Consider the following 12,653-nt stretch of genomic DNA (forward strand, 5'->3'; position numbering starts at 1 on the left):
CGCGCAGGGGCGCGGGCAACCCGGCCAGCACCATCCGCGCCAGGCTGCCCGCCGCCGCGCGCGGCGTGAGGGAGGCGGCATAAGGGCCGAGCCGCCCCACATGCGGGCCGGCGACGCGCGCCCATTCATAGCGCTGCACCGGCGCGGCCAGCCGCATTCCGGTCAGCATCAGGGTAACGTCATGGCCTTCCTCGCGCAGCCAGGCGAGGATGGCGTGATTCATGGCAAGATGCCCGGCGGCGCCGGGTCTGGGCAGTTCGTCAGTGACGAAGACGATCAACTGGCCGTCGCGCGGCGGTCACGCCGCGCTCTGGGCGATGCCCTTTTCCACCAGCAGGCTCTGCAGCTCGCCGCTCTGATACATCTCGGTGAGGATGTCGCAGCCGCCGATGAACTCGCCCTTGACATAAAGCTGGGGAATGGTCGGCCAGTTGGAGAATTGCTTGATCCCCTCGCGGATCTCCGGGTTTTCCAGCACATTCACGGAGGCGAAGGGCACGCCCGCATGTTTGAGGATCTGCACCACCCGGGCCGAGAAGCCGCATTGGGGAAAGAGCGGCGTCCCCTTCATGAACAGCACCACCGGGGCGGCATCGAGCTGTGACTGAATCTCGGCGAAAACGGGATTATTCATGATCTTTACCTTGGTCCTTATTCCGGCGCCGAGGTTTGCAGCGCCAGAGCGTGAAGCGCGTTGCCCATGCGGCCCTGGAGGGCGGCATAGACCATCTGATGCTGGCGCACGCGGGTGAGACCGCGAAACGCCTCGGACACCACATAGGCCGCGTAATGGTCGTTATCGCCCGCCAAATCCTCGATCTTGATCAGGGCGTCCGGGAAAGCCGCCTTCAGCAAAGCCTCGATCTCGCTTGCCTGCATGGCCATGCCGCCCGAACCCCTTTTCAAGCGAACCAGCGGGGAAAAAACCCCTCATGGGCTTCGCGTAATTGAGGCAGAGATATGGCAAGCCCGTCGGGCAGAGTCAATTCCTTCGCCGCCACGGCGCGGCCGATATGCTGGGCCGGCACCCCCGCCGCCACCGCCGCCGCCAGCAGCGCGGCCGGCTCGGCCACCGCCAGCACATAACGCGCCTGATCCTCGCCGAACCAGTATTCCGCGGTGCCGGCGCCCTCCAGGGTCACGCCGCAATCCCCGGCCAGTGCCATTTCCGCCACGGCGACAAGCAGCCCGCCATCGGAAACATCGTGGCAGGCCGCCACCCCGCCCGCGAGAATGCGGGCGCGGACGAAATCGCCGTTGCGGCGCTCGGCGGCGAGATCCACCGGCGGCGGCGCCCCCTCCTCGCGCCCGTAAATCTCGCGCAGAAAGAGCGAGCAGCCCAATTCGCCGCGCGTCGCGCCGATCACCACGAGAGCGAGGCCGGGGCGCGCCGCGTAGCCCACCGCCTGGGCGGCGTCCTCCAGCACGCCCACCGCGCCGATGGCGGGTGTGGGCAGGATGGGGCGGCCCTCCGTCTCGTTATAGAGCGAGACATTGCCGGAGACGACCGGAAACTCCAGCGCCGCGCAGGCCGAGGCCATGCCGCGTATGGCGGCGGCGAACTGGCCCATGATCTCCGGCTTCTCCGGATTGCCGAAATTCATGTTGTCGGTCACCGCCAAGGGCCGCGCCCCGGTGGCGGTGAGGTTGCGCCACGCCTCGGCCACCGCCTGGCGGCCGCCCTCCTCCGGGTCGGCGGCGCAATAGCGGGGGGTGCAATCCACCGTCATCGCCAAAGCGCGGCGGCCGCCCTCGAGCCGGATGATGGCGGCGTCCGCCTCGGCCGGGCGCTTGACCGTCTGGCCGCCCACCGTCGCGTCATACTGGTCGAAGATCCAGCGGCGCGAGCAGAGATCGGGGCAGCCAATCAGCGTCAGCAGCGCCCGGTCCAGCGGCGCGTGGCGTTCCAGCGGCGCCAGCCGGGCGGGCTTGGGCGGCAGGGCCGCCGGCCGGCGGTAAAGCGGCGCCTGATCCGCGAGCGGGCTCAAGGGGATATCCGCCTCCACCTCGCCCCGGTGCCGCACGACGATGCGCCCGGTATCGGTGATGCGGCCGATGACCGCGTAATCCAGCTCCCATTTCTCGATGATCGCCCGCGCCATCTCCGCCCGCTCGGGCTTGAGCACCATCAGCATGCGCTCCTGGCTCTCGGAGAGCATCATCTCATAGGCGCTCATGCCGGTCTCGCGCTGGGGCACGGCGTCGAGGTCGAGCTCGATCCCCACCCCGCCCTTGCCCGCCATCTCCACTGAGGAGGAGGTCAGCCCCGCCGCGCCCATATCCTGGATGGCGACGATGGCGTCGGTCTCCATCAATTCCAGGCAGGCCTCGATCAGCAGTTTTTCGGTGAAGGGGTCGCCCACCTGCACGGTCGGGCGCTTCTCCTCGCTGGCGGCGCCGAATTCCGCGCTCGCCATCGTCGCGCCGTGGATCCCGTCCCGCCCGGTCTTGGAGCCCACATAGACCACCGGGTTCCCCACCCCCGCGGCGGCGGAGAGAAAGATCCGGTCGGCCCGCGCCACCCCCACCGTCATCGCGTTCACCAGCGGGTTGCCGTTGAAGGCGGGGTGGAAATTCACCTCGCCGCCCACGGTCGGCACGCCGACGCAATTGCCGTAGCCGCCAATGCCGCGCACCACGCCATCCACCACCCGCCGGGTCACCGGCAGAGCCGGGTCGCCGAAGCGCAGGGCGTTGAGGTTGGCGATGGGCCGCGCCCCCATGGTGAAGACATCGCGCAAGATCCCCCCCACCCCCGTCGCCGCGCCCTGGTAGGGCTCGATGAAGCTGGGATGGTTGTGCGATTCCATCTTGAAGACCGCCGCCAGCCCCCCGCCGATATCGATCACCCCGGCATTCTCGCCCGGCCCGTGGATCACCCAGGGGGCCTCGGTCGGCAATTCCCGCAGCCAGACGCGGGAGGATTTATAGGAGCAATGCTCGGACCACATCACCGAGAAGATGCCAAGCTCGGTCAGGCTGGGCGCGCGGCCCATGATCTCCAGCACCTTGCCCCATTCCTCGGCATCGAGGCCGAAGGAGCGGGCGAGCGTCTCGCTGACCTCGCTCATGCCGCCGCCAGGGAGTCGAACAAAGGCTTGCCGTCGGTGCCGCCCAGCAGCGGGTCGACGAGATCCTCGGGATGCGGCATCAGCCCCAAGACGCGCAGATTGGGGGAGAACACCCCGGCGATGCGCCGGGCCGAGCCGTTGCGGTTCTCATCGGCGTAGCGGAAGGCGACCAGCCCCTCCCCCTCCAGCCGGTCGAGCGTTTCCGTCCTGGCCGTGTAATTGCCGTCGCCATGGGCCATCGGCGCGCGGAACACCGCCCCCGGCGCCCAGTTGCGGGTGAAGACGGTATCGGCGCGCTCAACCGAGAGCCGCGTCTCCATGGAGAGAAAGCGCAGCCCGGCATTGCGCAGCAGCGCGCCGGGGAGCAGCCCGGCCTCGGTGAGAATCTGGAACCCGTTGCACACCCCCAGCACATAGCCGCCGCGCCCGGCATGCTCCCTCACCGCCCGCATCACGGGGCTGTGCGCCGCCATGGCGCCGCAGCGCAGATAATCGCCGAAGGAAAACCCGCCCGGCAGAATGACGAGATCCGTGCCGGCCGGCAGCTCAGTCTCCTTGTGCCAGACGATGGCGGGGGCGCGGCCGAAGCTCTGGCGCACGGCCTGGATCATGTCGCGCTCCCGGTTGATGCCGGGGAAAAGCAGGAGGGCGGCTTGCATGGGGCGCTTCTGCCGGAACTCCCGCGGCCAGGCAATATCGCGGCCTTTTCAGCCCGCCGGCTTCGCCCCCGCATCCAGCATCCGCGCCACCAGCGCGTCGCCGTCGATCTTCTCCTGGGTCAGCGCCATGGCGAGGATCTCCCCGCCGAACACGTTGGGGGCGAAGACCATGTCCGGCTGCACCCGGCGCATGCGCTCGAGATTCTTGCGGCTGCTCACCGCCGCCACCTTGCGGGCGTCCACGTTCAGCTCGCGCGCCGCGAGAATGACAAAGGCGTTCTCGGAATCATCGGGGGAGAGGGCGAGGATGGCCCGCGCCGCCTCCGCCCCGGCCTTGCGCAGCGTCTCCAGCTCGGTGGGGTCGCCCAGCATCACCTCGGCGTCGCCGAACTCGATCTCCTTGTCGCTGATGACAACCACGGATTCACCCCGCGCCAGCAATTCGCGCGCGGTGTTATAGGCCAGCGCCCCGGTGCCGATGATGATGAAGTGGTTCACCCGTTTCATGCGGCGTCTTCCTTCTGGTTCGATGATCCGGTGCAGCCGCCCCTGCACCACCGGCCCGACCACGGCGGTGATGGAGGTGGCGAAGACCGTGATGCCGATGACGATCAGCGACATCACGAAAAGCCGCGCGTCCTCGCTCTTGGGCAGGATGTCGCCATAGCCGACCGTGGACATGGTGACGATGGTGAAATACGCGGCCTGGGGCAGGCTGAGGATGGGCGGGGTGAATCCCTCCCCCAGGATCAAGGCGCCGAGCACGCCATAGGAGAGCACGAGCAGCGTGGCGGCGAGGGCGAAGAGCGTGCCCGCCGCCAGGGAGGAGCGGCGGAAATCCCGCCCGGAGACGCTGAGGATGAAGAACAGCGCGGCGATGTAGAGCACCGCCCAGGAATCCCAGGGCTGGTGATTATAGAGGACCGCGACCGCCCCTTGGGCGAGGGTGATGACCAGCGCGCCGATCCAGGCCAGGCGGGAGCGCAGCAGCAGGCCGATGGCGACGAAGATCTGCAACGCCCCCACCACGGTGGTCGGGACCCCGCGCAGGATGAGGGCGGGCACGTTGGGGTCGAGCGGATGCAGCGCGTCGAACAGCCCGTTGAGCTGAAGGTGCAGATATTCCCGCACATAGCGCCGGATGCTGGGCAGCAGCGCCTGCATCCCGGCGAAGCCCACCGCCAGGGCCAGCGGCACATGGGGAAACCAGAGATCGAGCCGGGCCAGCCGGTAGACGCGCCAGAACAGGCGGCGCGGCGCGGCCAGGATTTTCGGGGCCTTGCCCGGAGCGGCGGGCGGCGGCGCGCCCGTCGGCGTCACGCCAGGATCTCGACCTTGAAGCTCTCGATCACCGGGTTGGCCAGCAGCTTGCGCGCCATCTCCTCCGCCTCTTGCCGGGCGCGGGCGGCGTCGGTCTCGGCCAGCTCCAGCTCGATCACCTTGCCCATCCGCACCTCCCCCACCCCGGCGAAGCCGAGATTATGCAGGGCATGGCCGATGGCCTTGCCCTGCGGGTCCAGCACGCCGGTTTTCAGCATGACGGTGACGATCGCCTTCATGATTCATAAACCTTGCTTATGGATAAGCCCGGACCCATAGACCGGGCTTATCATTGCATCGTCTCCGGGCCCTTGAGGTCGCGCGAGCCGGCCTCGGGGAGAATGCCGAGGCGGCGGGCCACCTCCTGATACGCCTCCTCGATCTTGCCGAGATCGCGGCGGAAGCGGTCCTTATCCATCTTCTCGTTGGTCTTGGAATCCCAGAGCCGGCAATTATCCGGGCTGATCTCGTCGGCGAGGACGATGCGCATCTCGTCATTCTCGTAGAGCCGGCCGAATTCCAGCTTGAAATCCACCAGGGTGATGCCGACGCCGAGAAACAGCCCGGTGAGGAAATCGTTGATCCGTAGCGCGAGATGGATGATGTCGTCCATGTCGTGCGGGCTGGCCCAGCCGAAGGCGGTGATATGCTCCTCCGCCACCATCGGGTCGCCGAGATGGTCGTTCTTGTAATAATATTCCACGATCGACCGGGGCAGGCGCGTGCCCTCCGGGATGCCGAGGCGCTGGGCGAGGCTGCCCGCGGCGATGTTGCGCACCACCACCTCGATGGGGATGATCTCCACCTCCTTGATCAGCTGCTCGCGCATGTTGAGGCGGCGGATGAAATGGGTGGGGACGTTGATCTCCGCCAGCTTGAGCATGAGAAACTCGCTGATGCGGTTGTTCAGCACGCCCTTGCCGGTGATCGTGCCCTTTTTCTGGGCATTGAACGCGGTCGCGTCATCCTTGAAATACTGGACGAGGGTGCCGGGCTCAGGCCCCTCGAACAGGATTTTTGCTTTGCCTTCATAAAGTTGGCGGCGGCGAGCCATGGAGCGCGAAACCCTTCGGAAATGAATCGAGCCGGTCTATACCAACCCGGCGCCGCGAAGACCATGGGGGCGGCCGCATGGGCGGGTCCAGCCGGGCGGGCGTGCCACCCCGCCCGGCGCCGGGCTAACCTGCCGGCATGGAGACCGCGACCCCCTTTCCCATCCAGCGCGCCGCCTTCTCCGGCCTGCTCGCGATGTTCGTGGGGCTGGGGGTGGCGCGGTTCGGCTTCGCGCCGCTGGTCCCCGCCCTCGCCCAGGCCCATTGGTTCAGCCCCGCCGGGGCGTTCTGGCTCGGCACCGCCAATCTCGCCGGCTATTTCATCGGCGCGGCGGCGCTGCGCGCCTGGCGCCGTCCCTTCCCCGCCAAGCCCGCCGTGCTGCTCTGCATGGGCCTCGCCACCGCCGCCACACTCGGCTGCGCGCTGGATTGGGGCTGGCTCTGGTACGGGTTCTGGCGGCTGCTCTCCGGCATTGCCGGGGGGGTGCTGATGGTGCTGATGGCCGCCGCCGTGGTGGGCCGCGCCCCGCCCGCCGCCAGGGGGCGGGTCTCCGGCATCACCTTCGCCGGGATGGGGACGGGCACCGCCTTCAGCGCCATCCTCATGCCCCCGCTGCTCACCCATGGCCTCGTCTTCACCTGGGTAGCGCTCGGCCTCATCTGCCTGCTGGCGACGCTGGCCGTGGCGGCGCTGATGCCCGCCGCCCGCGTCACCCCGCCGCCCCATGGCGAGGCCGGGGGGCTGCCGCCGCTCAAGGTGCGGCTGCTGATCGCGGGCTACGCGCTCTCCGCCCTCGGCTTCGTGCCGCATATGCTGTTTCTCTCCAGCTTCGTCGCGCTGGGGCTGGGGCGGGGGGTGGCGGCGGGGGCGCAGATCGCCGCCTGGCTGGGGCTGGCAGCGATGCTGGGGCCGCCGCTGCTCGGGCGGGTGGCCGACCGCTTCGGCTTTCTGCGCACGCTCGGGCTCGGCTATGTGGTGATGGGCCTCGGCGTGGCCGCGCCGTTGGTGATCCACGCCCAGCCGGGGCTGATCGTCTCCGCGCTCTGTGTCGGCAGCGTCGCCCTGGGGGCGGTGATGCTGGCGGCGGGCACCATCGCCGGGATGGTGCCCGCCGCGCGCCTGCCCGCCGATTGGGGGCTGGCGACGATGATTTACGCCGTGACCCAGGCGGGGGCGGCGGCGCTGTTCTCCCAGCTGTTCCACGCCACCGGCAGCTATGCCCTGCTCTTTGGCATCGGCACGGCGGCGATGACGATGACCTGCCTGCTCATCCTCGCCACCGCCCGCCTCGCCGCGCGGGATCAGGCCGGGGCCGATGCCAGCGTGGGATAGTCGGTATAGCCGCGCGGCCCCTGGGCGTAGAAGGTCTCCGGGTCCGGCGGGTTCAACGGCGCGTTGCGGGCGAAGCGGGTGACGAGATCCGGATTGGCGATGAACAGCTTGCCCCAGGCCACCGCGTCGCAAATGCCGGCGGCGAGGGCGGCCTCCGCGCTCTCCTTGGTGAAATTCTCATTAGCGATATAGACGCCGCCGAAAATCCGCTTCAGCTCCGGGCCGAGGGAATCCGGCCCTTGATATTCGCGGGCGCAGATGAAGGCGATCTCCCGCTCCCCCAATTCCCGCGCCACGTAGGAGAAGGTGGCGCGCGGGTTGGAATCGCCCATGCTGTGGCTGTCGCAGCGGGGGGCGAGATGCACCCCCACCCGGTCCGCCCCCCACACGCTGGCGGCGGCGTCCGTGACCTCCAGCAGCAGCCGGGCGCGGTTGGCGATGGGGCCGCCATACTCGTCCTGGCGCTGGTTGGTGGAATCCTGGAGGAACTGGTCGAGCAAATAGCCGTTGGCGCCGTGGATCTCCACCCCGTCGAACCCGGCCATCTGCGCGTTCATCGCCGCCTTGCGGTAGGCCTCGACGATGCCGGGAATTTCACCGGGATCGAGGGCGCGCGGCGTGACGTATTCCTGCTTGGGCCGCACCAGGCTGACATGGCCCCGGGCCGCGATGGCGCTGGGCGCCACCGGCAGCTGACCATCGAGATAGAGCGGGGCGGAGATGCGGCCCACATGCCAAAGCTGGGCGAAGATGCGCCCGCCTTTCTCATGCACCGCGCGGGTGACGAGCTTCCAGCCCTCCACCTGCTCCTCCGACCACAGGCCCGGCGTGTCGGGATAGCCCACCCCCATCGGCGTCACCGAGGTCGCCTCGCCGATGATCAGCCCAGCATCGGCGCGCTGGGCGTAATATTCCGCCATTAGCGCGTTGGGCACGCGGCCCGGCGAGGCGCGGCAGCGGGTGAGCGGCGCCATGATGATGCGGTTGGGCAAAGTGAGATCGCCGAGCTGCAACGGGTCGAACAGGCTGGGCATGAAAGCTGATCCTTCTCTACGTTCATGAATGCGGGGGATATAGACCGGCGGGGCGGAACCCCAAACCTCGCGCAAACCTCACAACGGAATTTTGCCGAGCCCGCCGGGGCGGTCGAGAATATAGATGGGGAAGGCCGTGCCGCTCAGCCGCCCGCGCAGATTGGCGAGAAGCTCGCGCCCCCGCTCCGGCGGGACATGAAAACGCGCCGTGCCGGGGGCGGGGTCGAGCTGGTGCAGGTAATAGGGCTTCACCCGCGCCCGTAGCATGGCGGCGAAGAGATCGGCCAGCGCCGCCTCCGAATCGTTGACGCCCTTGAGCAGCACGCTCTGCCCGAGCAGGGGGATGCCGCGCCCGGCGAGGCGGCGCAGCGCGGCATTGGCCTCCGGCCCGAACTCCCGCGCATGATTGGCGTGAACGGCGAGGTAGAGCGGCTTTTCGGTCACCAGCGCGGCGAGCAGGCCCTCGCCCACCAAAGCGGGCTCCGCCACCGGGACGCGGCTATGGATGCGCAGCCATTCGACATGCGGGATCGCCTCCAGCCGGGCGAGAATCGCCCCGAGCCGGCGGGGGGAGAGGATTAGCGGGTCGCCGCCGGTGAGGATGACCTCGCGGATGGCGGGACGGGCGGCGATGTAGGCATAGGCGGCCTCCAGCGCCGCCGGGGCCAGCACCCCGCCCTCCGGCCCCACCTGCTCGCGCCTAAAGCAGAAGCGGCAATAGACCGGGCAGGCGAGCAGCGGCTTGAGCAGGACGCGGTCCGGGTAGCGGTGGACGATGCCCGGCACCGGCGAGAGGGCTTCATCGGCCACCGGATCGGCCAGCTCGTGCGGGGCGGTGACCAGCTCCGCCGGGTCGGGCAGGAATTGCAGGCCGAGCGGGTCTTGCGGATGCTCGATCCGCGCCGCCAGGGCGGCCGGCACGGCGATGGCGTAGCGCGCCGCCACCGCCTGTGCCCCGGCCAGGCTGGCGGGCGGCAGCAGCCCGGCGGCGACGAGCTCGCCCGGGCGGCGCAGCGCGCGGGGTTTGGGCGGGGAAATTCCATCAGGCACGGGGAGCGTGTAAACCCGGCGGCATGAGCTCTCAACCCTGGCGGACCCTACCCGGCCGCATGGCGCCGCTGCGCCGCCGCAACCTGCTGGCGGCGGGGGTGCGCGCCTTTTTCACCGCCCGCGGCTATACCGAGGTGGAAACCCCCTACGCCGTGCCCGCGCCGGGCGAGGAGGTGCATCTGCGCGCCCGCCCGGCGGGGCGGCTATGGCTGCACACCTCGCCGGAATTCGCGATGAAGAAATTATTGGCGGGCGGCGCGGGGCCAATCTTTCAGCTGGCGCGGGTATGGCGGGAGGAGCCGTGGTCCGCCACCCACGCCCCGGAATTCACCATGCTGGAATGGTATGCCCTGCACGCGGATATGGGAGCGCTGATGGCGGAGAGCTTCGCCCTGCTGCAAGCGGTGCTGCCGCCGGAGGTGACGTGCCGGGGCGTCACCACCCGGCTGGACGCGCCGGAATATCTGAGCGTGGCCGAGGCCTTCTCCCGCTTCGCCGGGGCGGATGTGCTGGCGACGGCGGGGGACGCGCCCGCGCTGGCCGCGCAGGCCGGGGCGAGGCTGCGCGAGGGGGAGGATTGGGAGGATTTGTTCTTCCGCCTGCTGCTGGAGCGGGTGGAGCCGCATCTGGGCCGCGAGCGCGCCACCTTCCTCACCCATTGGCCCGCCGCCCAGGCGGCGCTGGCGCGGCGCAGCCCCGGGGACCCGCGCGTGGCCGAGCGCTTCGAGCTTTATGTTTGCGGGATGGAACTCGCCAACGCCTTCGTCGAGCTGACCGACGCGCGGGAGCAGCGGGCGCGCTTCATCGCCGACCGGGCGCGGCGCCACGCGCTTTACGGGCCGGACTGGCCGCTGGATGAGACGTTTCTGGAGGCGGTGGCGGCGCTGCCCGCCTGCGCGGGCATCGCGCTCGGCTTCGACCGGCTGGCGATGCTGGCGGCGGGGGCGCGGCGGATCGCCGATGTTTTATGGCTGCCGGACGAGTAAAACAGACGGCGCGGAAAAGGAGGGGGCGAATGCGGCGGATCTTGAGGATGGCGGCGGCGCTGATCGGGCTGGGCCTGGCCGGGTGCGCCCATGGCCCCAGCCTGCAATCGCGGCTGGCGGGCTATATCGGCGCGCCGGAATCGCTGCTGGTGGCCCGGCTGGGCGTGCCGCAGCGGCAGATCACGGTGAACGGCGTCTCCTATCTCGCCTATCTGCTGCGCTACGATACCCAGGCGATGCCGCTGGGCCCCGCGCCCTGGTGGGGGCCGGGATGGGGCCCGGCCTGGGGGCCGGTGGCGGTGCAAAGCTGGGCCTGCGAGGCGACCTTCGCGGTGCGGGAGGGCAAGGTGCAGGGCTTCACCCTGCGCGGAAACGATTGCGATTAGAGCGCGTTGCTCGCCTCCATCGCCGCCAGCATCGCCCGCACCCCGGCGGCCGGGCCCTGGGGATGCGCCCATACCGCGTGGGAGACGGCGAGGAAATCCGCCCCGGCGCGCACCAGCGGCGCGCAGTTTTCGGCGGTGATGCCGCCAATGGCGACGCAAGGCAGTTCCATCGTCCCGGCCCAGATTTGCAGCGTTTCGATCTCCGCCATTGCCGGCGGGGCCTTGGTGGCGCTGGGGTAGAAGGCGCCGAAGGCGACATAATCCGCCCCGGCCTCGCCCGCCTCCATCGCCAGATGGCGGGAGTTGTGGCAGGTGACGCCCAAAGTGAGATCGCCAAGGATCTTCCGCGCCTCGCGGGCGGGCATGTCGGTCTGGCCGACATGGGCGCCGTCGCAGCCGGTGCGCCGGGCGAGAGCGGGATCGTCATTGAGGATGAAGGCGACATCCCGGCTCTGGACGATGGGGCGCAGCGCGCCGATCACCCGCTCCAGCTCCGCCGCCGGCGCGTTTTTCAGCCGCAGCTGCACGGCGGCGACATCCCCCGCATCCAGCGCGCTGGCGAGGGCGCGGGGGAAATCCGCCGCCAGCACGGGGGGCGTGATGAGGTAGAGGCGGCAGGCGGGAGGCAGGGCGGGTCTCAGGCCTTGTTGAGATAGATGTCGATGATGTTCTGCAGCATGGCGAGGGCTTCCTCGCGCGGGCGCTGGAAGGTGTTGCGGCCAATGATGGAGCCATTGGCGCCGCCATCACGCAGGCCGCGAATTTCCTCGTACAGCCCGTCCAGGCTCTTGGATTCGCCGCCCGAGAACACGACGATGCGCTTGCCGTTGAAGCAGGACTGGACGATATGGGCGACCCGCTTGGCCATGGTCGAGCCATCGAACCCGGCATAGGATTTCTTCGCCGCCTCCAGCGAGACGACCTCCGTGGGGGGCTTGACCTTGATGATGTGCGCGCCGAGCAGCGCCGCCATATGGGCGGCATAGGCGCAGATATCGAGCGCCGTCTCGGCCGCCTTGTCGAGATTGGGGCCGCGCGGATAGGACCAGATGACGACGGCGAGGCCGGCCGATTTGGCTTCCTCCGCCATCTCGCGGATCTCCTCCATCAGCTCGAAAGCGTATTCCGAGCCGGGATAGATGGTGAAGCCGATGGCCGAGCAGCCAAGGCGCAGCGCGTCCGAGACCGAGCCGGTGAGGGCCTGGTTCTTCTCGCTGGCGAGGGAGTTGGAGGAGTTGACCTTGAGGATAGTGGGGATCTGCCCGGCGAACTCGGCGGCGCCGGTCTCGATCATCCCGAGAGGGGCGGCATAGGCGGAGAGCCCGGCATCGATGGCGAGCTGGTAGTGGTAATACGGGTCATAGGCCGCCGGGTTGGGGGCGAAGGAGCGGGCGGGGCCGTGCTCGAAACCCTGGTCCACGGGCAGGATGACCAGCTTGCCGGTGCCCCCCAGCCTGCCCTGCATGAGAATGCGGGCGAGATTGGCCTTGGTGCCGGGATTGTCGCTCTCGTAATGCGACAGAATTTTCTTCACGGTCTCGGTCATTGCCATGGGAACCCTCCTCCTTGGGAAACTGGCCGCCATGTAGCCCAGTCCGGCGGCGCTGTCATCCGCCCAGCCAGGCGGAGAGCCGCCTTTCATCACCCTTTAATCCGAGGTCGAGCGCGGCGGGCGGCGCGCGCAGCAGCAGCGCGCCGGTTTGCGCCGCCAGGGCCGCGACCTCGCCCCAGGCCGGGCAGGGCGCCAGCACGACGCCGCCCA

At 69.3% G+C, this 12,653-nt stretch carries 14 protein-coding genes and 1 pseudogene; 3 read left to right on the top strand and 12 right to left on the bottom strand.

Going from position 1 to position 12,653, the window contains the following annotated elements:
- The 8 genes and pseudogenes from M7H45_RS00410 to purC form a co-directional block, all read right to left on the bottom strand.
- Window positions 1-223, bottom strand: a pseudogene (locus M7H45_RS00410) (hypothetical protein); the annotation flags it as partial.
- Window positions 224-298: 75 nt separating this feature from the next.
- On the bottom strand, window positions 299-634 hold the full coding sequence (gene grxD / locus M7H45_RS00415; protein ID WP_298213576.1) for a Grx4 family monothiol glutaredoxin: 336 nt from the start codon (window positions 632-634) through the stop codon (window positions 299-301).
- Window positions 635-651: 17 nt separating this feature from the next.
- A complete protein-coding gene (locus M7H45_RS00420; protein ID WP_298213578.1) occupies window positions 652-885 on the bottom strand; it encodes a BolA family protein in 234 nt (77 codons plus the stop codon).
- 17 nt (window positions 886-902) lie between these two features.
- Window positions 903-3,071 carry a phosphoribosylformylglycinamidine synthase subunit PurL gene (gene purL, locus M7H45_RS00425; protein WP_298213579.1) on the bottom strand — a complete coding sequence of 723 codons (2,169 nt, stop codon included), beginning with the start codon at window positions 3,069-3,071 and terminating at the stop codon, window positions 903-905.
- On the bottom strand, window positions 3,068-3,730 hold the full coding sequence (purQ, locus tag M7H45_RS00430) for a phosphoribosylformylglycinamidine synthase subunit PurQ (RefSeq protein WP_298213581.1): 663 nt from the start codon (window positions 3,728-3,730) through the stop codon (window positions 3,068-3,070). Before purQ ends, purL begins: the two co-directional genes overlap by 4 nt.
- A 48-nt stretch (window positions 3,731-3,778) precedes the next feature.
- Window positions 3,779-5,050 carry a voltage-gated potassium channel protein gene (gene kch / locus M7H45_RS00435; RefSeq protein ID WP_298213583.1) on the bottom strand — a complete coding sequence of 424 codons (1,272 nt, stop codon included), beginning with the start codon at window positions 5,048-5,050 and terminating at the stop codon, window positions 3,779-3,781.
- Entirely contained in the window at window positions 5,047-5,289 is a 243-nt protein-coding gene (purS, locus tag M7H45_RS00440) for a phosphoribosylformylglycinamidine synthase subunit PurS (protein WP_298213586.1), read from the bottom strand. The genes kch and purS overlap by 4 nt, the downstream gene beginning before the upstream one ends.
- A 50-nt stretch (window positions 5,290-5,339) precedes the next feature.
- Window positions 5,340-6,104, bottom strand: a complete 765-nt coding sequence (gene purC / locus M7H45_RS00445; protein WP_298213588.1) for a phosphoribosylaminoimidazolesuccinocarboxamide synthase — start codon at window positions 6,102-6,104, stop codon at window positions 5,340-5,342.
- Window positions 6,105-6,241: 137 nt separating this feature from the next.
- Here purC and M7H45_RS00450 point away from each other — a divergent pair, with 137 nt between their 5' ends.
- Window positions 6,242-7,435: a YbfB/YjiJ family MFS transporter gene (locus M7H45_RS00450; protein WP_298213590.1), complete on the top strand. Its 1,194-nt coding sequence runs from the start codon at window positions 6,242-6,244 to the stop codon at window positions 7,433-7,435.
- Here the strand turns inward: M7H45_RS00450 and M7H45_RS00455 are convergent.
- Window positions 7,405-8,469, bottom strand: coding sequence for an alkene reductase (locus M7H45_RS00455; protein WP_298213592.1), 1,065 nt, complete (start codon window positions 8,467-8,469; stop codon window positions 7,405-7,407). The two genes, M7H45_RS00450 and M7H45_RS00455, sit on opposite strands and share 31 nt — an antisense overlap.
- A gap of 78 nt (window positions 8,470-8,547) precedes the next feature.
- Window positions 8,548-9,519, bottom strand: a complete 972-nt coding sequence (locus M7H45_RS00460; protein ID WP_298213594.1) for a lysine-2,3-aminomutase-like protein — start codon at window positions 9,517-9,519, stop codon at window positions 8,548-8,550.
- A 23-nt stretch (window positions 9,520-9,542) separates the two neighbouring features.
- Here M7H45_RS00460 and epmA point away from each other — a divergent pair, with 23 nt between their 5' ends.
- Together epmA and M7H45_RS00470 are read left to right on the top strand one after the other, a co-directional pair.
- A complete protein-coding gene (gene epmA, locus M7H45_RS00465) occupies window positions 9,543-10,505 on the top strand; it encodes an EF-P lysine aminoacylase EpmA (protein WP_298213596.1) in 963 nt (320 codons plus the stop codon).
- A gap of 29 nt (window positions 10,506-10,534) precedes the next feature.
- Window positions 10,535-10,891, top strand: coding sequence for a hypothetical protein (locus M7H45_RS00470; RefSeq protein ID WP_298213600.1), 357 nt, complete (start codon window positions 10,535-10,537; stop codon window positions 10,889-10,891).
- On the opposite strand, the gene thiE is transcribed toward M7H45_RS00470, so the two are convergent.
- Window positions 10,888-11,532 carry a thiamine phosphate synthase gene (gene thiE / locus M7H45_RS00475; protein WP_408832218.1) on the bottom strand — a complete coding sequence of 215 codons (645 nt, stop codon included), beginning with the start codon at window positions 11,530-11,532 and terminating at the stop codon, window positions 10,888-10,890. The genes M7H45_RS00470 and thiE overlap by 4 nt on opposite strands.
- Window positions 11,529-12,443 (bottom strand): class I fructose-bisphosphate aldolase, encoded by a 915-nt coding sequence (locus M7H45_RS00480; RefSeq protein WP_298213601.1) that lies wholly within the window; start codon window positions 12,441-12,443, stop codon window positions 11,529-11,531. The genes thiE and M7H45_RS00480 overlap by 4 nt, the downstream gene beginning before the upstream one ends.
- Window positions 12,444-12,653: the final 210 nt, after the last annotated feature.

It is taken from the genome of Acidocella sp., from assembly GCF_027352905.1.
Classification (GTDB): domain Bacteria; phylum Pseudomonadota; class Alphaproteobacteria; order Acetobacterales; family Acetobacteraceae; genus Acidocella.